General features: G+C 67.1%; 22 protein-coding genes and 1 pseudogene. 18 read left to right on the forward strand and 5 right to left on the reverse strand.

Annotation, left to right across the window (positions count from 1 at the left end):
* Positions 1 to 3 precede the first annotated feature (3 nt).
* Positions 4 to 453 (reverse strand): OsmC family protein, encoded by a 450-nt coding sequence (locus QFZ42_RS19805; RefSeq protein WP_307702597.1) that lies wholly within the window; start codon positions 451 to 453, stop codon positions 4 to 6.
* A gap of 329 nt (positions 454 to 782) precedes the next feature.
* Here QFZ42_RS19805 and QFZ42_RS19810 point away from each other — a divergent pair.
* Positions 783 to 1320 (forward strand): annotated as a pseudogene (locus tag QFZ42_RS19810) (porin); the annotation flags it as partial.
* A gap of 77 nt (positions 1321 to 1397) precedes the next feature.
* Entirely contained in the window at positions 1398 to 2987 is a 1590-nt protein-coding gene (gene ilvA, locus QFZ42_RS19815) for a threonine ammonia-lyase, biosynthetic (RefSeq protein WP_307702598.1), read from the forward strand.
* 12 nt (positions 2988 to 2999) lie between these two features.
* On the opposite strand, the gene QFZ42_RS19820 is transcribed toward ilvA, so the two are convergent.
* Positions 3000 to 3629: a type II secretion system protein N gene (locus QFZ42_RS19820; RefSeq protein ID WP_307702599.1), complete on the reverse strand. Its 630-nt coding sequence runs from the start codon at positions 3627 to 3629 to the stop codon at positions 3000 to 3002.
* Between the two features lie 49 nt (positions 3630 to 3678).
* Between QFZ42_RS19820 and gspG the strand changes: the two genes are divergently transcribed.
* The 15 genes from gspG to QFZ42_RS19895 all read left to right on the forward strand — a co-directional run bounded on the left by gspG (position 3679) and on the right by QFZ42_RS19895 (position 20172).
* Complete coding sequence (gene gspG, locus QFZ42_RS19825; protein ID WP_307702600.1) at positions 3679 to 4119, forward strand: type II secretion system major pseudopilin GspG; 441 nt, start codon at positions 3679 to 3681, stop codon at positions 4117 to 4119.
* Positions 4094 to 4564 carry a pilus assembly FimT family protein gene (locus QFZ42_RS19830; RefSeq protein WP_307702601.1) on the forward strand — a complete coding sequence of 157 codons (471 nt, stop codon included), beginning with the start codon at positions 4094 to 4096 and terminating at the stop codon, positions 4562 to 4564. Before gspG ends, QFZ42_RS19830 begins: the two co-directional genes overlap by 26 nt.
* Positions 4561 to 4935: a type II secretion system minor pseudopilin GspI gene (gspI, locus tag QFZ42_RS19835; protein WP_307702602.1), complete on the forward strand. Its 375-nt coding sequence runs from the start codon at positions 4561 to 4563 to the stop codon at positions 4933 to 4935. Before QFZ42_RS19830 ends, gspI begins: the two co-directional genes overlap by 4 nt.
* A gap of 2 nt (positions 4936 to 4937) precedes the next feature.
* Positions 4938 to 5621, forward strand: coding sequence for a PulJ/GspJ family protein (locus tag QFZ42_RS19840; protein WP_373423399.1), 684 nt, complete (start codon positions 4938 to 4940; stop codon positions 5619 to 5621).
* A complete protein-coding gene (gspK, locus tag QFZ42_RS19845) occupies positions 5618 to 6619 on the forward strand; it encodes a type II secretion system minor pseudopilin GspK (RefSeq protein WP_307702604.1) in 1002 nt (333 codons plus the stop codon). Before QFZ42_RS19840 ends, gspK begins: the two co-directional genes overlap by 4 nt.
* A gap of 136 nt (positions 6620 to 6755) precedes the next feature.
* Positions 6756 to 7967 (forward strand): type II secretion system protein GspL, encoded by a 1212-nt coding sequence (gene gspL / locus QFZ42_RS19850; protein ID WP_307702605.1) that lies wholly within the window; start codon positions 6756 to 6758, stop codon positions 7965 to 7967.
* The gene (gspM, locus tag QFZ42_RS19855; protein ID WP_307702606.1) at positions 7964 to 8494 is read left to right on the forward strand and encodes a type II secretion system protein GspM; all 531 of its coding nucleotides are present in this window, start codon (positions 7964 to 7966) and stop codon (positions 8492 to 8494) included. The genes gspL and gspM overlap by 4 nt, the downstream gene beginning before the upstream one ends.
* Before the next feature lie 16 nt (positions 8495 to 8510).
* The gene (gene gspN / locus QFZ42_RS19860; protein WP_307702607.1) at positions 8511 to 9311 is read left to right on the forward strand and encodes a type II secretion system protein N; all 801 of its coding nucleotides are present in this window, start codon (positions 8511 to 8513) and stop codon (positions 9309 to 9311) included.
* 2 nt (positions 9312 to 9313) lie between these two features.
* Positions 9314 to 11635 (forward strand): type II secretion system secretin GspD, encoded by a 2322-nt coding sequence (gspD, locus tag QFZ42_RS19865; protein WP_307702608.1) that lies wholly within the window; start codon positions 9314 to 9316, stop codon positions 11633 to 11635.
* Between the two features lie 46 nt (positions 11636 to 11681).
* Positions 11682 to 13073, forward strand: a complete 1392-nt coding sequence (locus QFZ42_RS19870; protein ID WP_307702609.1) for a GspE/PulE family protein — start codon at positions 11682 to 11684, stop codon at positions 13071 to 13073.
* 19 nt (positions 13074 to 13092) lie between these two features.
* A complete protein-coding gene (gspF, locus tag QFZ42_RS19875; RefSeq protein ID WP_307702610.1) occupies positions 13093 to 14328 on the forward strand; it encodes a type II secretion system inner membrane protein GspF in 1236 nt (411 codons plus the stop codon).
* 24 nt (positions 14329 to 14352) lie between these two features.
* A complete protein-coding gene (locus tag QFZ42_RS19880; protein WP_307702611.1) occupies positions 14353 to 15252 on the forward strand; it encodes a 5'-nucleotidase in 900 nt (299 codons plus the stop codon).
* Between the two features lie 198 nt (positions 15253 to 15450).
* The gene (locus tag QFZ42_RS19885) at positions 15451 to 15657 is read left to right on the forward strand and encodes a hypothetical protein (RefSeq protein WP_307702612.1); all 207 of its coding nucleotides are present in this window, start codon (positions 15451 to 15453) and stop codon (positions 15655 to 15657) included.
* A gap of 52 nt (positions 15658 to 15709) precedes the next feature.
* Positions 15710 to 17914 carry a phosphocholine-specific phospholipase C gene (locus tag QFZ42_RS19890; protein WP_307702613.1) on the forward strand — a complete coding sequence of 735 codons (2205 nt, stop codon included), beginning with the start codon at positions 15710 to 15712 and terminating at the stop codon, positions 17912 to 17914.
* 14 nt (positions 17915 to 17928) lie between these two features.
* Entirely contained in the window at positions 17929 to 20172 is a 2244-nt protein-coding gene (locus QFZ42_RS19895) for a phosphocholine-specific phospholipase C (protein ID WP_307702614.1), read from the forward strand.
* Positions 20173 to 20181: 9 nt separating this feature from the next.
* Here QFZ42_RS19895 and QFZ42_RS19900 read toward each other — a convergent pair whose 3' ends face one another.
* The gene (locus QFZ42_RS19900) at positions 20182 to 21435 is read right to left on the reverse strand and encodes an MFS transporter (protein WP_307702615.1); all 1254 of its coding nucleotides are present in this window, start codon (positions 21433 to 21435) and stop codon (positions 20182 to 20184) included.
* A 101-nt stretch (positions 21436 to 21536) separates the two neighbouring features.
* Positions 21537 to 21671, reverse strand: coding sequence for a hypothetical protein (locus QFZ42_RS19905; RefSeq protein WP_307702616.1), 135 nt, complete (start codon positions 21669 to 21671; stop codon positions 21537 to 21539).
* A gap of 158 nt (positions 21672 to 21829) precedes the next feature.
* Between QFZ42_RS19905 and QFZ42_RS19910 the strand changes: the two genes are divergently transcribed.
* Positions 21830 to 23644 carry an ABC transporter ATP-binding protein/permease gene (locus QFZ42_RS19910; RefSeq protein ID WP_307702617.1) on the forward strand — a complete coding sequence of 605 codons (1815 nt, stop codon included), beginning with the start codon at positions 21830 to 21832 and terminating at the stop codon, positions 23642 to 23644.
* Here QFZ42_RS19910 and queC read toward each other — a convergent pair.
* Positions 23626 to 24330 (reverse strand): 7-cyano-7-deazaguanine synthase QueC, encoded by a 705-nt coding sequence (gene queC, locus QFZ42_RS19915; RefSeq protein ID WP_307702618.1) that lies wholly within the window; start codon positions 24328 to 24330, stop codon positions 23626 to 23628. The genes QFZ42_RS19910 and queC overlap by 19 nt on opposite strands.
* Positions 24331 to 24362 lie beyond the last annotated feature (32 nt).

Here is a 24362-nt window from a genome sequence, read left to right on the forward strand (position 1 = left end):
GCCTCAGGTTTCGATCAGGTCGAAGCTGGTGGTGATTTCGGCGGTCTTCGCAAGCATGATGCTGGCCGAGCAGTAGGTGTCGTGGCTCATGGCGATCGCACGCTCGACGGCGGAGGCGGGAATGCCCTTGCCCGCGACGGTGAAGTGCATGTGGATCTTCGTGAAGACCTTGGGGTCTTTTTCCGCGCGCTCGCTGGTCAGCTTGACGCTGCAGCGCTCCACACGATGGCGGCCTCGCTTCAATATCAATACCACGTCGTAGGCCGTGCAGCCCCCCGTCCCCGCGAGCACGGTTTCCATGGGCCTGGGCGCCAGGTTCTGCCCCCCGTTTTCAGGCTTCGACGCATCGGGCGCACCGTCCATGGTCAAAACGTGGCCGCTGCCTGTTTCGGCCACGAAACCCATGGCCGAGCGGGTGCCGGCGTCGCCGGTCCAACTTACTGTGCATTCCATCTTTGTCAGATCCAATCGGGACGTTCGGCGAAAAAGTTCGCAGAGACATCAATTTGTGTGTGGGAAAAGCGTCACTCGCTTGTTGCAACGCAGCAAACAGTCGATATACTTTATTTCATCGCGCACGAAGCCGTGCGCACCGGTTGTCTCCTCCACCCTTCCAATTGGTGGATTTAGCCCCGAGCTGCAAAGCTCGGGGCTTTTTTCTTTCCGCATCGGTTGCCCGATACGACGGCACCCACTCTAGTTTCAGCGCCGAAAGGGCAGTTGCTCTGGCTGCCCTGGCTGTTGCCGGTGTTGCCTCGGCTCAGTCGTCCGTCACGCTTTTCGGTGTGGTCGACGCGTCGATCAGCGGCTATTCGAGCAGCTCGCGTGACCGGAACGGTGCCACGCTCCTGAACCCGTCGTATCTGAACCAAGGCAGCGTCAAGGTCAGCCAACGCAAGGTCAACACGCTGAACCTCGGCGCTTCGTGTATGACTTCGGTCCCGTGAAGCTGTTCGGTGAAGTGTCGCGCCCGAAGAACAAGGTTGACTACGAAGTCACCCCGCTGTTCACCGGCGGCCGTCCTGACACCGATCTGACCGGCTACCTGCTCGGCGTGACCGTGCCGTTGGTGCTGGCCTGATCCGCGCTTCCTACTCGCGCGTCAAGTACGACTTCAACGAAGTCCAAAGCCCGTTCCTCCCGGCAGAAGCAGATCCGAAGGCCAGCAAGTTGGCTCTCGGCTACGTGCACAACCTGTCGAAGCGCACGGCTCTGTACGCTACCGTTGCTCGCGTGAGCAACAAGAACGGTGCAGCGCTGACCGTTGGCGCCCCCGCTTTCATCAACACCGGTGTCTTCACCCCGAAGAACTCGACCGGCCGTGTCATATCCGCAAGCAATCCCGATGCCTCTTATCATCGTCAGTTATCAATAAAAACTCCCTTGGAAAAAACAACGTGCGCGATGCCCCTGTACCGGCGCTGACGCCTGCGGACTACCTCAGAAAAATTCTGAACGCCCGCGTTTACGACGTGGCGGTCGAATCCGCGCTCGAAAAAGCGCGCGCGCTCAGCGAGAGGCTTGGCAACACCGTGCTGCTCAAGCGCGAAGACCAGCAACCGGTTTTCAGCTTCAAGCTGCGCGGCGCCTACAACAAGATGGCGCATCTCACGGCCGAACAGCTGGCAAGTGGGGTCATCTGTGCATCGGCCGGAAATCACGCGCAAGGCGTGGCACTGGGGGCGCGCAAGCTCGGCACGCGCGCGGTGGTGGTCATGCCGGTGACCACACCCAGGCTCAAGGTCGATGCGGTGCGCGGCTTCGGTGGCGAAGTCGTGCTGCATGGCGACAGCTATTCCGATGCTTATCTGCATGCGCTCGAACTGCAGGCGCAGCAAGGCCTGACCTTCGTGCACCCGTTCGACGATCCCGATGTGATCGCGGGCCAGGGCACCATCGCCATGGAAATCCTGCGCCAGCATCAGGGCCGGCTCGACGCGGTCTTCGTGGCCATCGGCGGCGGCGGGCTCATCTCGGGCGTGGCCAACTACATCAAGGCGGTGCGTCCCGAGATCAAGGTGATCGGTGTGCAGATGAACGACTCCGACGCCATGATGCAATCGGTGGCGGCGCATCAACGCGTGAGCCTGTCCGACGTCGGACTGTTTTCAGACGGCACGGCGGTCAAGCTCGTGGGCGAAGAAACCTTCCGCATCGCGAGCAACCTCGTCGATGAATACATCGCGGTCGATACCGATGCCGTGTGCGCAGCCATCAAGGATGTGTTCGTCGATACCCGCGGCATCGTCGAGCCGGCGGGCGCACTTGCCGTGGCCGCCATCAAGCAGTACGTGGCCGGGCACGGCCGCCATGGCGAAACCTACGCGGCCATCCTTTGCGGCGCCAACATGAACTTCGACCGGCTGCGTTTCGTGGCCGAGCGTGCCGAGGTCGGAGAAGAGCGCGAAGCATTGTTCGCGGTCACGATTCCCGAAGAGCGCGGCAGCTTCCGCCGCTTCTGCGAACTGGTCGGCGAAATGCCGGCCGGCGAATCGCGGGAAACCGGCTCGACCGGCGGCGCGCCGCGCAACGTGACCGAGTTCAACTACCGCATCAGCGACGCGGCCAAGGCGCACGTGTTCGTGGGCCTGACGACGTCGACGCGCGGCGAATCGAGCACCATCGCGCAGACTTTCATCGCCCACGGCTTCGACGCGCTCGACCTCACGCACGACGAGCTCGCCAAGGAGCATCTGCGGCATCTGGTGGGCGGACGCACGGGCCTTGCCCACGACGAGCGGCTGCTGCGCTTCGTCTTTCCCGAGCGCCCGGGCGCGCTGCTCAAGTTCCTGAACCTGATGCGGCCGAACTGGAACATCAGCCTCTTTCATTACCGCAACCAGGGCGCCGACTACGGGCGCATTCTGGTGGGCTTGCAGGTGCCTGCGGGCGATGCGGCCGCCTTCGACGCCTTCCTCGAAACGCTGGGTTATCCCTATGTCGAGGAGACGGCGAACCCGGCGTATCGCCTGTTCCTGCAGGCCTGACCGAGCTCCCGCCTACTGCGCGAGTTGCGCGGGCGGCTGCTGCCCGGGCGCTGGCGGCGGCATTTGCTGCTGCGCAGCCGCATCGGCGGGCGGCGGTGCCATCACGGGGGGCACCGTAGCCGGGAAAAGTCCGTTCGGCCGGGCGGCCGGCGAAGGCGCAGCCGGCATCGTCGGCAACCCCGGGCTGCTGACGCTGATCGGCGCCCGTATCGGCAACTGCAGCGTGAACGCCGCCGGCCCCTGTGCGCTGGCGCCGAGTGTTGCCGCGCGCACTCCCACCGACTGCAACACATAGTTGTCGCCGACACGCGAACCGACGCGGAACGGGCGCGGCGGCTTGCCGTCGATGGAAATCAGCGCGGCCCCCTGGTTGAAAGGGTCCGCCACCACGCCCGAGAGCGCAAACCGGCTGGCAGCCTCGGGCGCCGTGGGCGCCACGTCCGAAGCCGCGCCGAGCAGCCGCGCGACCGCGTCCGCATCGGCCGAAACCGCCGCGCGCGGCATTGTTGCCGCGGCGGCCACGGGCTCAGCCGGGCTCGCGAGCCGCAATCCCCAGAACACCGCGGCGCCGGCCGCCAGCGCCCAGAGCCCCGTGGTTGCAATGGGGGCGTGCCAGCGGGCGGCGGAATAGGGACTTGTCATGGCCGCGGATTATCATGCAGCGCGCTTTCCGAAACATGTCATCCAAGCTATGAAAAAAATCCTTCGCGACGCTGCCCGCACCGCCCAGCGCGGCTTCACGCTGATCGAACTGATGGTGGTGCTGGTCATCATCGGCGTGCTCGCCGCGCTGATCGTGCCCAACGTGATCGAGCGGGCCGACGACGCCCGCGTGACCGCCGCGAAGACCGACATCAACAACCTGATGCAGGCGCTCAAGCTCTACCGCCTCGACAACCAGCGCTACCCGACGGCCGAGCAGGGCCTGCAGTCGCTGCTCGTGCGCCCGACCGCAGGCCCGGCCGCGCCGAACTGGAAGCCCTACGTCGAGAAGCTGCCGAACGATCCGTGGGGCCATCCGTACCAATACATGAATCCGGGTATCAAGGGCGAAATCGACGTGCTCTCGCTCGGCGCCGATGGCCAGGCCGGCGGCGAGGGCAAGAATGCCGACATCGGCAGCTGGCAGTAGCAGTAGCCGCACCCGCGGCTTCACGCTGCTCGAGCTGATCGTGGTGATCGCGATCATCGCGATGGCCACGGCCGGCGTCAGCTTTGCGTTGCGCGACAGCAGCGCGGCCACGCTCGACCGCGAGGCCGACCGGCTGGCCGCCTTGCTCGAATCGGCGCGCGCTCAGTCGCGCGCAAGCGGCGTCGCGGTGCGTTGGCGCCTCGTGGAAGGCGGCAGCTTCGTCTTCGACGGATTGCCTCCCGATGCACTGCCCAGTGGCTGGGCCGCGAGCGGCATCAGCGCCCAGGCTTCGCTGGCCAACGGCACACCGGTTGCCGCCGTGCAGCTGGGCCCCGATCCGATCATTGCCGCGCAGCAGATCGTGCTGAATTCCGAAGGCCCGCCTGCGCGTTCGCTGCGCGTCGCCACCGACGGCTTGCGGCCGTTCACCGTCACCACGCCATGAGCACCCGCCAGCGTTCGGCCTGCGGCGGATTCACGCTGATCGAAGTGCTGATTGCGCTCGGCATCGTCGCGCTGGCGCTCGCGGCCGGTTCGCAGGCCACGATGTCGCTGACGCGCAATGCGCAGCGCCAGTCGGACCTGCTGCTGGCCGACCTGTGCGCCGAGAACGAACTCGCCAAGGCGCGGCTCGCGCGGCAAATGCCGGCCGTGGGCGATTCGGGCTCGATCTGCGTGCAAGCCGGCGTCTCGTTCAACGTCACCACCTCCACCCTCGCCACGCTCAACCCGAACTTCCGGCGCGTCGACGTGCAGGTGCGCGACGAAGCGAACGCGCCGGTGCTGCGCATCTCGACCGTGGTGGGCCGCTTCTGATGATGCCGCGCATCGTGAGCCGACGAAGCCACCGCGGCTTCACCCTGATCGAACTGCTGGTGGCCATTGCCGTGATGGCGCTGCTGGCGCTCGTGAGCTGGCGCGGCCTCGACGGCATGTCGCGCGCCACCACGCAGAATCAGCAGCGCTCCGATGCGGTCCTGACGCTGCAGACCACGCTCGCGCAATGGAGCGCCGACCTCGACGCGGTGACCGCGCTTGCGCAAACCCGGCCGATCGATTGGGACGGCCGCCTGCTGCGGCTCACGCGCCGCGGCAGCGATGCGTCGGCGCCGGCCGTGCACGTGGTGGCGTGGACGCTTCGCACCGGTGCCGATGGCACCCGCTGGCGGCGCTGGCAATCGCCGCCCTTCACCACGCGCGGCGAATGGCAGCAGGCCTGGAACCTGGCCGCGTCGTGGGCGCAGGAAGGCGGCGCCGGAGACGTCGCGCTGATGCCGGTCGCCAGCTGGCAGCTCTACTACTTTCGTGAGAACACCTGGGCGCCGGCGGGCGAGTTGCCGAGCGGTGCGCCCAATCCGGCGAACCCCTCCAATCCGACAGGCGCCATCGTGACCATGCCGGACGGCATTCGGCTGGTGCTGAACCTGTCGCCCGGCGAAGGGCTCGCGGGCACGCTCACGCGCGACTGGGTCAAGCCCACGGTCGGAGCGCCGCGCTCATGACCGCGCCCATCTTCGCAAGCCGCCGACGCCCGCACCGCCAACGCGGCGCCGCATTGCTCGCCGCAATGCTCACCGTGATGCTGGTCGCCACCTTCTCCGCCGCGGCGCTGTGGCAGCAATGGCGCTCGTCCGAAGTCGAGGCCGCCGAACGCGGGCGCGTGCAGGCCGCGTGGGTGCTGATCGGCGCGCTCGACTGGTCGCGCCTCATCCTGCGTGAAGACGCCCTCACCGGCGGACCCGACCACCTGGCCGAACCCTGGGCCGTGCCGCTGGCGGAGGCGCGGCTCACCAGCTTTCTGTCCGCTGAGAAAAACGTGGCCAGCGACAATCTCGAAGGACTGCCCGACGCGTTCTTGTCGGGCCGCGTCGTCGATGCGCAATCGAAGCTCAACGTGCTGTCGCTGGTGGACGGCAACAAGCCGGTGCCGGCGAGCATTGCCACCTTCACCAAGCTGTTCAACATCCTGGGCCTGCCAGCCTCGGAGCTCAGCGTGATGACGACCTCGCTCGTGCGCGCGCTGGCGACCGGAACCGATGCTGCAAGCGGCGGCGATGCCGGCGCCGCGCCGCTCATGCCGCAAGAGGTCTCGCAGCTGGTGTGGCTCGGCCTCTCGCCCTCGACCGCGGCCGCCCTCGAGCCTTATGTGACTGTCCTGCCGATACGGACCCCGCTCAACATCAACACCGCGAGCGCAGAGGCCATCAGCGCAAGCCTGCCGTCCTTGAGCATCAGCGATGCGCGCCAGGTGGTCGAGAAGCGAACCCGCTCGTTCTTCAAGCAGATTGCCGACGCCAACACCGCCCTCCCCAACGGCGGCACCCAGTTCAATGCCAGCCAGCACAGCGTCAGCACCCAGTTCTTCGAGGTCTACGGCAGGCTGCGGCTCGATCGCACCTGGGTGGAAGAACGCTCGCTGCTGCAACGCGACGGCGTCACGGTGAAGACGATCTGGCGCAATCGCGGGGCCGGCATGACAGCGCCTCCGGCTAAACCCTGAGTCCCGGCTTCCCCGCCAGTTTTCTTGCAGCAGAACTATCGTTTAACGCCCGTCGCATCTACGTCACACGCTACAAATAAAGTAGCACTGACGCACTCGGCGCACCCCTACAATCACCCGCCCTTCCGAAATCGAAATGACACCGCTGTTGCTCATTGCCCCGCTCCCTCCGGCCGACGCCGCAGGCGAGTACGACTGGGCCCAGGCAGGCGACGATGGCATCGCTTTGCGCGACCATGGCCGCGCGCTGCTCGCGCTGCTTCCGGCCAGCGCGGAAGTCACGCTCGGCATTCCCGCGGCGGCGCTCTCGTGGCACCGCGTCACCTTGCCCAAGGGCAGCATGGGCAGCACCTCGAAGCTGCGGGCCGTGCTCGACGGCCTGCTCGAAGAACACCTGCTCGACGAACCCGAGGCGCTGCACTTTGCGCTCGAACCCGAGGCCAAGGCCGGCGCGCCGGTCTGGGTGGCCGCGTGCAACCGCATCTGGCTGCGCACTGTCGTGCAGGGCCTGGAGTCGGCAGGGCGGCGCGTGGTGCGCATCGTTCCTGAATTCGCGCCGCAGCCCGCCGACGGTCCGCCGCTCTTGCAGATCACCGGCGAAGCCGAGGCGCCGCAGCTCACGGTGTGCGACGCCGACGGCGTGGTCTCGCTGCCGCTCGCGGGTGCCGGGCTGGCGCTGTCCGGCAGCCTGCCGCTCGACACCGCGGTCATCAGCGCCGAACCCGCCGTGGCCCAAGCCGCCGAGCAGCTGCTCGAGCGTCGGCTGCCCATCGTGCAGGCACCTCAGCGCTGGCTCCAGGCCTCGCGTTCGCCGTGGGAGCTCGCGCAGTTCGACCTTGCCGTGACGGGCCGCGCCCGCGCCGGCAAGAAATTTGCGTCGGTGGTCCAGACACTTCGCTATGCGCCCGAATGGCGCGCCGCGCGCTGGGGCGTCATTGCCCTGCTGCTCACCCACCTGATCGGCCTCAACGCCTGGGCCTGGAAGGAACGCAATGCCCTCGACGCCAAGCGCCAAGCCGTCAAGACCATGCTGACCGAGACCTTTCCCTCCGTGAAGCTGGTGGTCGATGCCCCTGTGCAAATGGCACGCGAAGTCGCGGCGCTGCAGCAGGCCGTGGGCGATGTCGCCGGCAGCGACTTCGAACCGATGATCGGCGCACTCGCCACCAACCTTCCGCCAGGCCGCATACCCACCGCCGTCGACTACAGCGCCGGCCAGCTGCGTCTGCGCGGCCTGGCCCTGCAGCCTTCCGAGCTCACGCAACTCTCGGGTGCCATGGGCCCGCGCGGCTACAGCGTGCGCGCGGAAGGCGATCTGCTGCTGGTGCAAGCCGAGGCGTCGCGATGAACGTCGGCGAACAACTCCGGGCCCGCTGGGCTTCCCTCGAGTTGCGCGAACGGCGCATGGTCGCCATCGCCGTGACGCTCGTCGTGCTCGCCCTGCTGTGGTGGATTGCGCTCGCGCCCGCGCTGCGCACGCTTGCCGCGGCGCCGGCCGAACACGCACGGCTCGACGCGCAATTGCAGCAGATGGCCACCTTGCAGAACCGCGCAAAGGCGCTGCAGGCCCAGCCCCGCCTGACCCGGGACGATGCGCTACGCGCCCTGGAAACTTCCGTGCGCCAGAGCCTTGGCAGCAATGCGCAGCTCATCACGGCCAGCGGCGACGGTGCCGCCACCGTCACGCTGCGCGCCACGCCGGACGACCTGGCCCAGTGGCTTTCGCAGGCGCGCGGCAATGCTCACGCGGTGCCGCGCGAAGCCCACCTGACCCGCGCCGCCGCGGCGCCGCCAGCGGCGGGCAGCAAAGACCCGCAACCGCCGAAGGTGCGCTGGGAGGGCACGCTCGTGATGGCGCTGCCCGCGGCCCGCTGAGCACGAGCACCGCCGCATGGTGACGCGCTCCTCCCTCTCAGAGCCCACCCCGGGCCGCGGCTGGCGCTGGGCCTTGCTCGGCATCGTGGTCGGCGCCTTGCTCGCGCTTGCCATGTTCGCACCGGCCCGGTGGCTGGCCTCGGCGCTGTCGAACTGGAGCCAGGGCCGGCTGCTGCTTGTCAACCCGCGCGGCACGGTCTGGAACGGTGCGGCGGCGGTGGTGCTTGCAAACGGTGCGGGCGGCGCCGAAGCGGTGTCGCTGCCCGGCTCTCTCAACTGGCGCATGCGGCCTACCTGGAACGGCATGTTCGCCGTGCTCGACCTCCCCTGCTGCGCGGCCCGGCCGCTCCAGCTCAAGGCCAGCCCGCGCGCGGGCGGTATGCAGCTTCAGTGGGGCGACGGCAGCTCGCGCTGGCCCGCCACCCTGCTGACCGGCCTGGGCGCACCCTGGAACACGCTCAGGCTCGAGGGCACTCTCGATCTTTCCACCAAGGCCTTGTCGATGCAGTGGGACGGCCCGGTGCTGCGCATCGCGGGCCAGGCCACGCTTGACGCCACCGATGTGTCCTCGAGCCTTTCGACTCTGAAGCCGATGGGCAGCTACCGGCTCACGCTCGAAGGCGGCAACCGGCCGAGCTTGCTGCTGAGCACGCGCGAAGGCAGCCTCCAGCTGAACGGCAGCGGCAGCTGGAACGGCACGGCCTTTCGCTTCAACGGCGAAGCCAGTGCCGCGCCCGGCCGCGAAGACGCGCTTTCCAATTTGTTGAACATCATCGGACGGCGTGACAACACGCGTTCGATCATCACCCTGGGTTGATCATGATGAAGCCATCGACTTCGCACGGCAGCCGCCTCGGCATCGTTGCACTCGCAGCGCAAATGCTGATCGCCGCCACCTTCCTGCAGGCCGTGCCGCCTGCGTTAGCGCAAGCCGGCAGCCCTGATGCGCCGCGCCGGGGCGAGCCCATCACGCTCAACTTCGCCAACGCCGACATCGAAGCCGTCGCGCGCACCATGGCAGTGGTCACCGGCCGCGACGTGGTGGTCGATCCGCGAGTCAAGGGCACGATGAATCTCGTGACCGACCGCGCCATTGCGCCGACCGCCGCGTTCAACCAGTTCGCTTCCGCGCTGCGCCTGCAGGGCTTCGCGGTGGTGGAGTCCGAAGGGCTCTACAAGGTGGTGCCCGAGGCCGACGCCAAGCTGCAGACCCAGACCGTCAATACCGCCACGCCCAGCGCGGGCTCCGTTGCCGGCAACCAGATCGTCACGCAGATCTTCAGGCTCAACTACGAGTCGGCCAACAGCCTGCTGCCGGTGCTGCGCCCGCTCATTCCGCCCAACAACACAATCAACGTGAACCCGGGCAACAACTCGCTCGTGATCACCGACTACGCGGACAACATGCGCCGGCTCAGCCGCATCATCGCGGCGCTCGACGTGCCCAATGCGTCGGACATCGAAGTGATTCCGCTCAAGCACTCGATCGCCACCGACATGCTGCCGCTGATCACCCGCCTTGTCGACGGCAGCGGCTCGGGCGCACCGGGCGCCGCCGCGCCGGGCACGGCCGACTCTTCGTTCCGCACCACCCTGCTGGCAGACCCGCGCAGCAATGCACTCATCCTGCGCGCGGCCAATCCGGCGCGTGCGGCGCTGGTGCGCACGCTGGTCGAGAAGCTCGACCGCGCGCCGGCCGAAAGCAGCAACGGCGCTGCCGGCAACATCTACGTGGTGTACCTGAAGAACGCCGATGCCGTGCGCCTTGCGGCCACGCTGCGCGCCGCGATGGCCGCAAACCAGTTGCCGGGCACCACGGGCGCGCCGGGCGCCACCGGTGGCGGCCAGGCGCAGCCGCAGCAGGCCAGCGCCCCGCAGGCCATGCAGCAGATGAGCCTCGGCGGACAAAGCGGCTCGGCGGCCGCCAACGCGCCGCTGAACAACGCCAACCAGCCTTCGACCGGCGGGCAGATCCAGGCCGACCCGTCGACCAATTCGCTGATCATCACGGCGCCCGAGCCGCAATACCGGCAGATGCGCGCGGTGATCGACAAGCTCGACGGCCGGCGCGCGCAGGTCATGATCGAGGCGCTGATCGTCGAGGTCAGCGCCAAGAAGGCCGCCAACTTCGGCGTGCAGTGGCAGAGCGCGCTGGGCAACAACGGGGTCATCGGCACCAATTCGAGCCTGGCCAGCGCCAACATCCTGGCACTGACGCAGGCACTGGCCACCCGCGACGTCGCCAACGTGCGGCCGTCATCGGGGTTGAACCTCGGCATCGCCGGCAAGATCGGCGGCCAGTACATCCTGGGCGCGATTGCGAACTTCTTCAACAGCGACGGCGACGCCAACGTGCTCTCGACGCCCAACCTGCTCACGCTGGACAACGAAGAGGCCAAGATCGTCATCGGCCAGAACGTGCCCTTCGTCACTGGCCAGTACGCGAGCACCTCGGGCTCGGTGGGCATCAACCCATTCACGACGGTGGAGCGCAAGGACGTCGGCCTCACGTTGCGCGTGCGCCCGACCATCAACGAGAACGGCACCGTGAAGATGACCATCTTCCAGGAGACCTCGACGGTCGACCAGAACACGGTCAGCAACCCCAACGGCCCCACCACCAACAAGCGCTCGATCGAGTCCAGCGTGCTGGTGGAAGACGGCGGCCTCGTCATGCTCGGCGGCCTGCTCTCGGACGACTACAACAACACGATCGAGAAGGTGCCTCTGGCCGGCGACATTCCGGTGCTCGGCAACCTGTTCAAGAACGAAATCCGCTCGCGCACCAAAAGCAACCTGATGATGTTCCTGCGCCCCGCGGTCATGCGCGACGGCGCCTCGACCGAAGCGTTTTCGTACGACCGCTACGACGAGATCCGCGGCATGCAGCAGCGCGCCCAGCCGAACACCGACAACATCATGCTGCGCGGAGTGGACTCCGCACCGGTGCTGCCCGAAGCGCCGCCGCCACGCCCGGCCGACCGCACAAGCAGCAGCAATAACAGCAGCGAGCGCATCCAGGGCACGCAGCTCATTCCGCCGCCACGTCCGCCGGCCGACACGCGCAGCCTGCGCCCGAGCCCGCTGCGCGGCGCCCTGCCGCCCACGGCCGATCCGACCACTTCGCGCGAACTGCCCTGAGGCACGCGTTCATCATTCCCACGGCCTCGCCTCGCTGACCCCGCCCATGCGCCACCCCCTGCCCTATGCGTTCGCACGCAGCCAGCAACTGCTGCTCGAAGAGGCCGACGACGGCCGCTGCACGCTGTGGATGTCGAACCATCCCTCGCGCAGCGCGATCAGCGAGGTCACGCGCAAGTACGGCGTGCAGGCCTTCGAAGTGCTGGCCGACGGCCCGCTCGCGCAGCGCATCAGTGCGGCCTACGCGCAAGGCGAATCGAGCGCCGCCGCGGTGGTGAGCGAGGTGCAGAGCGACGCCGACCTCTCGCGCATGATGCAGGAGCTGCCCGCGGTCGAAGACCTGCTGGAAAGCGCGGGCGATGCACCCATCATCCGCATGCTCAACGCGCTGCTCACGCAGGCGGCACGCGACGGCGCGAGCGACATCCACATCGAGCCTTACGAGCGCACGTCGTCGGTGCGCTTTCGCATCGACGGCACGCTGCGCGAAGTGGTGCAGCCCAACCGCGCGCTGCATGCGGCATTGATCTCGCGCCTGAAGATCATGGCCGACCTCGACATCTCCGAGAAGCGGCTGCCGCAGGACGGACGCATCTCGCTGCGCATCGGCACGCGCGCGGTCGACGTGCGCGTTTCGACGCTGCCAAGCGCCCATGGCGAGCGCGCCGTGCTCCGCCTTCTGGACAAGACCGAATCGAAGCTCACGCTCGAATCGGTGGGCATGCAGGGCGACACGCTGGAGCGCTTCGAAAAACTCATCGCACAGCCGCACGGCATCATCCTGGTGACCGGGCCTACCGGCTCGGGCAAGACCACCACGCTGTACGCCGCATTGGCGCGGCTCGATGCGAGCCGCAGCAACATCATGACGGTGGAAGACCCGATCGAGTACGAGTTGGCGGGCGTCGGCCAGACGCAGATCAACGCCAAGATCGAGCTCACGTTTGCGAAGGCACTGCGCGCCATTCTTCGGCAAGACCCGGACGTGATCATGATCGGCGAAATCCGCGATTTCGAAACCGCGCAGATCGCCATCCAGGCTTCGCTCACCGGCCACCTCGTGCTCGCCACGCTGCACACCAACGATTCGGTCAGCGCCGTCACGCGCCTGACGGACATGGGCGTGGAGCCTTTCCTGCTGAGTTCGTCGCTGCTGGGCGTGCTTGCCCAACGCCTGGTGCGCAAGGTCTGCACGGCCTGCGGCGGCGCCGGCTGCGAAGTCTGCGGCCAGACCGGCTACCAGGGTCGCACCGGCATCTTCGAACTGCTGGTGGCCAATGACGAAGTGCAAGCGCTCATCCACGGCAAGGCCGCCGAGAGCCAGCTCTTCGAGGCCGGCGCGCGCGGCGGCCTGCGCTCCATGCGCGAGGACGGCGAACGGCTGGTGCAGGCCGGCATCACATCGCGCGCCGAGCTGGTGCGGGTCACGCGCGAATAAATAGCCCTTTCGGTCTGCCATGCCCGCCTATTCCTTCGAAGCCATCGATGCCAGCGGCCAGTCGCGCGAAGGCGTGCTCGAAGCCGACACCGCGCGCAGCGCCCGCAGCCTGCTGCGCGCACAGGCACTCATTCCGCTGTCGGTCACGCCGGTAAGCAGCAGCCACGTCAACGGCACCGGCAACGGCGGCCTGCGCCGGTGGCTCGGCGGCGGCGCAAGGATTTTCAACTCGACCGGCCTCGCGGTCTGGACGCGCCAACTCGCTGGCCTGGTGTCTTCCGGCCTGCCGCTCGAGCGCGCGCTGACCGCGCTCACCGACGAGGCGGAAACCGAGCCGCAGCGCAACCTCGTCGCGTCGCTGCGCGCCGAAGTCAATGCCGGCTCGCCGTTCGCACGCGCGCTCGCCGCGCATCCGCGCGAGTTCTCGCCCATCTACACCGCGGTGATCGGTGCGGGCGAACAAAGCGGCAACCTGGGCCTCGTGCTCGACCGGCTCGCAGACGACCTCGAAGAGCGGCAAGCGCTGCAGCAAAAACTCGTCGGCGCGGCGCTGTATCCGGCCATCGTCACACTGGTGGCGATCGTGATCGTGATCTTCCTCGTGAGCTATGTCGTGCCGCAGGTGGCGCAGGTGTTCGCGGGCACCAAGCGCTCGCTGCCTTTTCTCACCACGGTGATGCTGTCGCTGAGCGCCGCGGTGCGCAACTACGGTTGGTGGATGCTGGGCGGCGTGGTGTTCGCCGCCATCGCCGCGCGATTGGCGTTGGCGCAAGAAGCGTTTCGCCTGAAGTTCGACGCGGCCTGGCTCACGCTGCCGCTGGTCGGCAAGCTCGCGCGCGGCTACAACGCGGCGCGTTTTGCGAGCACGCTGGCCATGCTCGCGACTGCGGGCGTGCCGATCCTGCGCGCGCTGCAAGCCGCCTCCGAAACGCTCGGCAATCGCGCGATGCGGGCGGATGCGCTCGATGCGCTGGTGCTGGTGCGCGAAGGTGCGCCGCTGGCCTCGGCGCTGGCGCAGAAAAAGCGCTTTCCGGGCCTGGTGTCGATGTTCGCCCGCCTCGGCGAACAAACCGGCACGCTGCCGCTGATGCTGCAGCGCGCAGCCAACCAGCTGGGCGCCGAAGTGCAGCGCCGCGCGATGCACCTGGCGACCATTCTCGAACCCTTGCTCATCGTGGCCATGGGCGGTGTGGTGATGCTCATTGTGCTGGCGGTGATGCTGCCTATCATCCAGCTGAACCAGTTCGTCAAGTAACACCGTCAGGAAGCACTGCACGTCATGCCCGTCACGCTCGAAGACAAACTCGTGGTCGCGATCTCGTCGCGCGCGCTGTTCAACCTCGAAGAAGAAAACCGCATCTTCGAGGCCGGCGACAACGAGGGCTACATGAAGCTGCAGCTCGACCGCATCGACGTGCCGGCCGCGCCGGGCATCGCGTACTCGCTGATCCGCAAGCTGCTGCGATTCAATGACGACGGCGTGCAGCGCGTGGAGGTTGTCATCCTCTCGCGCAACGATCCTGTGTCGGGCATGCGCATCTTCCGTTCGAGTGCAGCCGCCGACATCAAGCTGCAGCGCGGCGTGTTCACGCAGGGGCGCCCGCCCTTCGGCTACCTGCGGCCGCTGCGCGCGCACCTGTTCCTGTCGGTCAATGCGCAAGACGTGCGCGAGGCGCTCAACGCGGGCTTTCCGGCCGCGCGGGTGCTGGTCGAATCGGTCAAGGCCAGCGATGCGTGGCCCAACGAAGTGCGCATTGCCTTCGACGGCGACGCGGTGCTGTTCTCCGACGAGGCCGAGCGCGTGTTCCAGGCCGAGGGCCTCGACGCCTTCCAGGCACACGAGCTCAGCAAGGCCGACCTGCCGCTGCCCGAAGGCCCTTTCAAGCCGCTGCTGTCCGCGCTGCACCGTCTGCAGATGGCCGGCAATGCGCAGATGCGCATCCGCACCGCCCTCGTCACCGCACGCAGCGCGCCCGCGCATGAACGCGCGATTCGCACACTGATGAAGTGGAACATCCGCGTCGATGAAGCGATGTTCCTCGGCGGGCTGCCCAAGGGCGAATTCCTGCGCGAGTTCGAACCCGACTTCTTCTTCGACGACCAGACCGGCCACGTCGATGCCGCGGCACGCCACGTGCCGGCGGGCCACGTCTCCAGCGGCATCAGCAACGAGCACTGAGCCTCTTGCGGGGCAGGCGCCTTCGCGGCGCCCCCGTCCCCCTCGGCGCACCCTGCGCCTTCGCGTTGTCATCGCTCCTTCATGGCGGTGTAACGGGTTCTCCCTAGTCTTGCGGTCTGTCCGGTGCGCGGTGCCTTCATGGCGCCTTTTTTTTGCCGCATCCGAGCGTCCACACACGACTACTCCAAGGAACCCACCATGCGACTTTCATCCCCCTTCGTGCGGCTCTTTCCCGCATTGATCCTGGCTTGCGCCCTTTCCGCCTGCGGCGGCGGCGACGGGGGCGGCGGCTTCTCCGGTTTCCTGCCCGGCACCGGCACGCCAGTTGCACCCGACGCACCGGCCAATCCGAACCCGCCCGCTCCGGACACGGGCGTGAAGCCCGAGATGCGCTGCGCGCCTTGAGCGCCCATCGAAGCGCCCATCGCAACAGCACATGAACCCACACCACAAGACCATGACTTCACGCCGCAGTTTCCTCACAAGCACCGCCACCACCGGTGCCGCCGCGCTCGCACTCTCGGCCTTTCCGCCGAGCATCCGCCGCGCGCTGGCCATTCCGGCCAACAACAAGACCGGCACCATCAACGACGTCGAGCACATCGTCATCCTGATGCAGGAGAACCGTTCGTTCGACCACTACTTCGGCACGCTCATGGGCGTGCGCGGCTTCGGCGACCGCTTCACCATTCCGCTGCCCAACGGACGCAGCGTGTGGCAGCAACTGGACGCCACCGGCAAGGAAGTGCTGCCCTACTACCTCGACGGCTCGAAGGGCAATGCACAACGCGTGACCGGCACGCCGCACGGTTGGAGCGACGGCCAGGACGCGTGGGCCGGCGGGCGCATGCACGAGTGGGTGAAATACAAGAAAACCAAGACGGCGCCCTTCACGCAATCGATGGGCTACCTCCAGGAGGCGGAACTGCCCTTCCAGTTCGCGCTGGCCAACGCCTTCACGCTCTGCGACGCGTACCACTGCAGCATGCACACCGGCACCAATTCGAACCGCATGTTTCTCTGGACCGGCACCAACGGCCCCACCGGCGCGAACGTGGCCACGGTCAACAACGAATGGGACGGGATCGACAGCTCCGCCAATGGCTATAGCTGGAAGACCTACCCCGAGCGCCTGCAGGAAGCCAAGGTCAGCTGGATCGTCTACCAGAACATGCCCGACAACTTCACCGACAACTCGCTGGCCGGCTTCAAGCAGTACCGACTCGCCAACGAAGCCTCCGGCAAGCCCGTGAGCGGCGACGCGGCCTCGCCGGCTTACGACCCCGCCAGCGATGACGCAGGCAACCCGCTCTACAAGGGCATTGCCAACACCATGCCCGACGGCGGCTTTCTCGAGCAGTTCCGCCAGGACATCAAGAACGGCAAGCTGCCCCAGGTGTCGTGGATCGTCGCGCCCGCGGCCTATTCCGAACACCCCGGCCCGTCGAGCCCGGTGCAGGGCGGCTGGTACATCCAGGAAACCATCGACGCGCTCACCGCGGTACCGGAGGTGTGGAGCAAGACGGTGCTCTTCATCAACTTCGACGAGAACGACGGCTACTTCGACCATGTGCCTTCGCCGGCCGCACCGTCGATCAACGCCGACGGAACGCCCGCCGGAAAGACCACGCTGCCGCTCGACGCACTTGCGCCCGAGTATTTCAACCATCCGAATCCGCCAGGCACGACCGATCAGCCGCCGCCCGACGGCCGCGTCTACGGCCCCGGCGTGCGCGTGCCGATGTATGTGGTGTCGCCCTGGAGCCGTGGCGGCTGGGTCAACTCGCAAGCCTTCGACCACACCTCGGTGCTGCGCTTCGTCGAGGCGCGCTTTGGCGTCAAGGAAACGAACATCAGCGGTTTCCGCCGTGCGGTGTGCGGCGATCTCACCAGCGCCTTCAACTTCGTGTCGCCCAACGACGAAGCGCTGCCCGCGCTCGCAGGCCGCAAGACCAAAGCGCAGGCCGACCAGCTGCGCATCGATCAAGAGGCTCTTTCGCAGGTCGCGGTTCCGGCGCTGCCGCAACTGCCGTTTCAAGCCAAGGGCACGCGCCCTTCGCGCGCGCTGCCCTACGAGCTGCACACGAGCGCCCGCATCGATGCCGTCGGCGGGAAAGCCCGGCTGCTGTTTGCCAACACCGGCACCGCCGCGGCGGTGTTCCACGTGTACGACAAGCTCAACCTCGACCGCCTGCCGCGCCGCTACATGGTCGAGCCCGGCAAGACGCTGGACGACGCCTGGAACTCGACGAGCGACGACAGCGGCTTCTACGACCTGTGGGTGCTGGGGCCGAACGGCTTCCACCGTCAATTCAAGGGCGACCTGAACGCCCTTCGCAGCGGCGACGCGGCCGCGCCTGAGGTGCGCGTGTGCTACGACATCGCCAACGGCAACGTCTATCTGGAAATGCTCAACGGCGGCAAGAGCGCCTGCAAGTTCACCGTGCGCGCCAAGGCCTACCGCACCGATGGCCCGTGGACCGCGACAGTGGCGAGTGGCGCCAAGGCCGAGCTGCACTGGGACCTGGCAAAGAGCGGCGCGTGGTACGACTTTGCCGTGACCTGCGATGCCGACACGAGCTTCGTGCGCCGCTTTGCGGGCCGCGTCGAAACCGGCAAGCACTCGGTGAGCGATCCCGCGATGGGCCTGGCCGACCTGTGAGGGCTGCACGCACGATGAGCTCACGCCGCAGATTTCTTACAGGCGCTGCAACCACGAGCGCCGCCGCGCTCGCGCTCTCAGCCTTTCCGCCGAGCATCCGCCGCGCGTTGGCCATTCCCGCCAACAACAAGACCGGCACCATCAACGACGTCGAGCACATCGTCATCCTGATGCAGGAGAACCGTTCGTTCGACCACTACTTCGGCACGCTCATGGGCGTGCGCGGCTTCGGCGACCGCTTCACCATTCCGCTGCCCAAGGGCCTGAACGTGTGGCAGCAGACCGACGCCAGCGGAAAGCTGGTGCTGCCCTATCACCTGGACAGCCGCAAAGGCAACGCCCAGCGCGACGGCGGCACGCCACACGACTGGGCCGACAGCCAGAACGCCTGGGACAGCGGCCGCATGTACCAGTGGCCGCGCTACAAGACCAGCAGGGCCATGGGGTATCACAAGGAGGCGGAGATCCCGTTCCAGTTCGCGCTGGCCAACGCCTTCACGCTCTGCGATGCGTACCACTGCAGCATGCACACCGGCACCGATGCGAACCGGGCCTTCCATCTCACCGGCACCAATGGCGCGACCGCCGCCGGCACCGCCTTTGTCACCAACGAGTGGGACTGGATCGACGGACGCCCCGCGTCGGTGAACACCGGCTACACATGGAAGACCTATGCCGAACGCCTGGAAGAAGCGGGCGTGCGCTGGATCAGCTACCAGAACATGCCCGACGAATGGGGCGACAACATGCTGGGAGCGTTCCGCCAGTTTCGCCAGGCGAACCTCGACTCGGGCTTTCCGGTGTCCAGCGGCGGCAAGCCGAACACGCCGTATGCCAATACGGGCCAACCCCTGCCCTACCGCGCCTACGACCCTGCCACCGACGACGCGAAGAGCCCGCTCTACAAGGGCGTGGCCAACACGCTGCCGGGCACTCGGCCCGAGGACTACCTCGACGCCTTCAGGCGCGACATCCGCGAAGGCAAGTTGCCCCAGGTCTGCTGGATGAATGCGCCGTCCATCTACTGCGAGCATCCGGGCCCGTCGAGTCCGGTGCAAGGCGCATGGTTCCTGCAAGAGGTGCTGGATGCGCTCACGGCCGTGCCCGAGGTGTGGAGCAAGACCGTGCTGCTCGTCAACTTCGACGAGAACGACGGCTACTTCGACCATCTGCCCTCGCCTTCGGCGCCATCGCCGGTCGGCGACGGCACCTTTGCCGGCAAGACCACGCTGCCCGATACGGACCTGGTCCCCGAGTACTTCACCCAGGCGGCACCGCCCGGCAGCACCAAACAACCTTCGCCGGACGGACGCGTGTACGGCCCCGGCCCGCGCGTGCCGATGTACGTGATCTCGCCGTGGAGCCGCGGCGGCTGGGTCAACTCGCAGGCCTTCGACCACACGTCGGTGATCCGCTTCATCGAAGCGCGCTTCGGCGTGAAGGAGCCCCACATCGGCGCCTTCCGGCGCACGGTGTGCGGCGACCTCACCAGCGCCTTCAACTTCGCCAACCCGAACGACGAACCTCTGCCCACGCTGGCGGGCCGCAGCACCCGCGATCAGGCCGACCAGCTCCGGCTGAGCCAGGAGGCGCTGGGCCAGGTGCCGTTGCCGATCGACCCACAGGTGCCGCGCCAACCGACGGGCACGCGTCCCTCGCGCGCGCTGCCTTACGAGCTGCATGCCAGCGCGCGCGCCGATGCGGCGGCCGGCACGGTGCAATTGCTGTTCTCGAACACAGGCAAGGAAGGCGCGGTGTTCCATGTGTACGACAAGCTCAACCTCGGCCGCCTGCCGCGCCGCTACACGGTGGAAGCCGGCAAGACGCTCGACGACAGCTGGAACGTGGCCGCCGACAACAGCGGCTTCTACGACCTGTGGGTGCTCGGCCCCAACGGTTTTCACCGTCACTTCAAGGGCAATCTCGACGCGCTGCGCACGAGCGGCGCCAACCCTGAAGTACGGGTGTGCTACGACATTGCCAACGGCAACGTCTACCTCGACATGCGCAACGGCGGAACGAAGGGCTGCAAGTTCACGGTGAGCGCCAAGGCTTACCGCGACGACGGTCCGTGGATTGCAACCGTGAATGGGGGCGCCGCAGCCGAACAGCACTGGGAGCTCGCCACCAGCGGCCAGTGGTATGACTTCGCGGTAACCTGCGATGCCGACTCCGGTTACCTGCGCCGCTTTGCCGGCCGTGTGGAAACCGGCAAGCACTCGGTGAGCGACCCGGCGATGGGCTTGGCCGATTTCTGACGGCGCCCGCTACGCCGCGGCAGTGCGAAGCCACAGTTGCCGAATCCTGAACGTCAGCATCGCCGCGATGCTGACGTTCAGCAGGTTCCAGCCGATGCCGTTCAAAAACGCTGCGTGGTAGCTGCCCGTCAGGTCGAAGATCTTGCCCGACATCCAGCCGCCGAGCGCCATGCCGAACAACGTGAACATCAGCACTGTGCCCACGCGCGCGCCTGCTTCCGCGGGCGGAAAGTGCTCGCGCACGATGATTGCGTAAGACGGCACGAGGCCGCCCTGGAACAGGCCGAACAGCGCCGAGATCACATACAGCGGCACCAGCCCGTCGAACGGCAGGAACAGCAGCAGCGCCACGCACTGCAGCAGGCCGCCCAGCAGCAGCGTGCGCAACCCGCCGATGCGATCGCAGATGGCGCCCGACACGAGCCTGCTCACCACGCCGAAGCCCAGCATCAGCGACAGCATCTGCGCACCCCGCGCGGCACCGTAGCCGAGGTCGCCGCAATAGGCGACGATGTGGACCTGCGGCATCGCCATGGCCACGCAGCAGGCCACGCCCGCCACGCACAGCAGGCCTTGGGCCGTGCCCATGCTGAGGCCGAAGGGCCGCGTCATGTCGCGCATAGGCGCCGCGCTGAATGCAGCGCCCACCGGCGCGGCGGCCAATGCCGGCGGCCGTGCACGAAAGAAAAGCGCGAGCGCCGCCATAGCCAGGCCGCAGAAGATGCCCATGCCGATGTAGGTCTGGCGCCAGCCGACCGTCTCGATGAAGTGCTGTGCGATCGGCGGCCAGATGGCGCCGGCCACATAGTTGCCGCTTGCGCACACCGCCACCGCAATGCCGCGCCGCTTGACGAACCACAGCGACGTGTCCGCCACCAGCGGCGCGAAAGCCGCAGCACTGCCCAGCAGCCCGACCAGCACGGCCTGCGCCGCAATGAAGCCGACGATGCTGCCGGCCATGCCGCACGCGACATAGCCGATACCGAGGCTCAACGCGCCGATCAGCAAAGGCCACATCACGCCGAAGCGATCGGCCAACCGCCCCATCAGCACGCCGCCCACGCCGAAGCCGAGCATCAGCAGGGTGTACGGCAAGGAGGCATCGGCGCGCGCGACGCCGAACTCGGCCTGCACGGCGGGCAGCATCACAGAGACGACATACATGCCGCTGCTGCCGACCGTCATCACCAGCAAGGTGATGCCGAGCCGCAGCATGGCATAGCGTGAATCGGCCTGGTGGATAGCTGTCTCGGGTGTTCTCATTGTTTTTTCTCCGCACCGAGAATACCCCCGGACGCGGAGACGCATCGACGCGAGCGCGCAATGACCGGCGGCGCGCGGCCGCCTGCGCCCGGTGCGGCGAATCAGCCCGCGAACGGCGCCGGCATCACGACGTCCGCCGAAGCCTTGGGCATCGGCCCGCCCGGCTTGGGCTTGTCGTTGCAGCCGGCGGTCAGCAGACCGAGGCAGAACAGAAGAACGAAGGCTGAGCTTCTCATGCGGCGGATGCTATGCCCGCCGCCCTGCAAGTCAAGTCGGACGCCGCGCCGCGCAATACCTCGTCGTTCCGCGTCGACTTCAGGCCCGTTTAAGGAACATTTGACTACTATGGTTCCTCACGATACCGGGCGCGACCACGCCCAGCGAGGAAATCTGCATGTCTTTATCCGTCACGGCGCGTGCCGCCACGTTCGTCCAGGTTCTGCGCCGCGTTCTTGCGCTTTCAGCTCCCTATTTCAGATCCGAGGAGAAATGGCGGGCACGCAGCTTGTTCTTGGGTGTGATTGCGCTGAACCTCGGCACTGTCTACGTGTCGGTTCTCCTCAATGACTGGAGTCGGATCTTCTTCGACGCCCTGCAGAACAAGAACGAAACAGTCTTCTGGAGCCAGCTGCTGCGGTTCACGTACATCGCGATGGCCGGCATCAGCGTCGCGGTCTTCAAGTTCTATTTGACCCAATTGCTCCAGGTGCGCTGGCGCGCGTGGATGACGCGCAGCTACATGAGCCGCTGGATGGCCAACCGGACCTTCTACCGGCTGGAACTCGCGCGGTATGCGCAAAAGGCTGCCGCCGCGGACGATCGGCAGGTGCAAACCGACAACCCCGATCAGCGCATTCAGGAAGACATGCAGCTCTTCACCGATTACTCGGTCACGCTGTCGATGGGCATCCTGAATTCAGTGGTCACACTCGTGACCTTCATCGGCATTCTCTGGGGACTGTCCGGCCAGTTCGCCTTCAACTTCGACGGGCGCGAATTCACCATCCCGGGCTTGATGGTCTGGGTCGCCGTGCTCTATTGCGCCGTCGGCACGGTCATTACCCACTTCATCGGGCGGCCGCTGATCAGCCTCAACTTCCAGCAGCAGCGGCTCGAAGCCGACTTCCGCCACCACTTGGTGCGGGTACGCGAGTACAGCGAAGCGATCGCGCTCGACCGAGGCGAAAGTGTGGAGCGCGGCCAGCTCGATACGCGCTTTACGAGCGTGCTGCGCAATTATCTGTCCCTCATCAAGCAACAGAAGAACCTGGTGTTCTTCACATCGTCGTTCGGGCAACTGGCCATCGTGTTCCCCTACTTCTTGGCGGCCCCTCGCTTCTTCAGCGGCGCAATCCAATTCGGCGAGCTGATGCAGATCAGCCGCGCCTTCAACACGGTGCAGGACGCCATGTCGTGGTTCGTCGACAACTATGACCGCGTTGCCATCTGGCGCGCCACCGCAGACCGGCTCACCAGCTTCGACGATGCCATGCGCGCTCAAGAAACACCGAGCAGGCAACTCGAGCGTGACAGCGCCGCCAGCCTTCGTTCCGACGACTTGTCGATTGCGCTACCCGATGGCACAACGCTCGTCGACAACACGGCACTCTCGGTCGGGCCCGGCGACAGCGTGCTGCTGCAGGGCCCCTCGGGCAGCGGCAAATCGACCTTGTTCCGCGCGTTCGCGGGTATCTGGCCTTTCGCTCGCGGCCATGTGCGGGTGCCGGACGACGCGGTCTTCATGCCGCAGCGGCCCTACGTGCCCGACGGCAAGCTGCGCGACGCACTCACTTATCCGAACCCGGCCGCGAATTTCAGCGACGACCAGCTGCGCCAGGCCTTGACGGACGCCTTGCTTCCTGACCTGGCCAACCGGCTCGACGACAGCGACTCATGGGGCCAGAAGCTCTCGGGCGGCGAGCAGCAACGGCTGGCCATCGCGCGGGTGCTGCTCAAGAAGCCGGCCTGGCTGTTCGCCGACGAAATCACCAGTGCGCTCGACGCCGAGGCCGAAGGCGTCCTGTACAAGCGCCTCGCAGCCACGGTGCAGGCCGCGGGCGGAGCGATGGTGTCCATCGCGCACCGTGCCGCAGTGGGCGACTTCCACAACCAGCGCTGGACACTGGTGCCGCAGCCCGAGGGCTCGGCGGCGAACGGCGGCGCGCGCTACCGCCTGAACATTTCGGCAACTCAGCCAGCGGCGGCGTAGCGCTCCCAGCCCTTCTTGCGCAAGTCGCAAGCGGGGCACTCGCCGCAGCCATAGCCCCAGGCCTGGCGATGTTCCCGGTCGCCGAGGTAGCAGGTGTGGGTTTCTTCCACGATCAGGTCGACCAGCGGCTCGCCGCCCAGGCGGTGCGCCATCTGCCAGGTTTCGGCCTTGTCGATCCACATCAGCGGCGTTTCGATGACGAGGCGGCGCTCCAACCCGAGCGACAGCGCGAGCTGCATGGCCTTCATGGTGTCGTCGCGGCAGTCGGGGTAGCCCGAGAAGTCGGTCTCGCAGACGCCGGTGACGATCACCTGCAGGCCACGCCGGTAGGCCAGCGCCCCGGCGAGCGTGAGGAACAGCAGGTTACGGCCCGGCACGAAGGTGTTGGGCAGGCCGTCGGCCTGCATTTCGAACGCGACCTCTTCCGTCAGCGAGGAGCCGCCGAGTTGCGCCAGCGCCGCGAGCGTGAGCACGTGGTCTTCGCCCAGGCGCGGCGCCCAATCGGGAAAGCGCTCGCGCAGCTGCGCGAGGATGGTGCCGCGCACGTCGAGTTCGACGCGATGGCGCTGGCCGTAGTCGAAGCCCAGCGTTTCCACACGCTGGTACTTGGAGAGCGCGTCCGCGAGGCAGGTGGTCGAGTCCTGGCCACCGGAGAACAGGACGAGGGCGGTGGTGTGCAGGGGCATTTCTTCTTCTCTTCAACGGCGGGCCGTTGTTG

This window comes from Variovorax paradoxus, assembly GCF_030815855.1.
Lineage (GTDB): Bacteria > Pseudomonadota > Gammaproteobacteria > Burkholderiales > Burkholderiaceae_C > Variovorax > Variovorax paradoxus_M.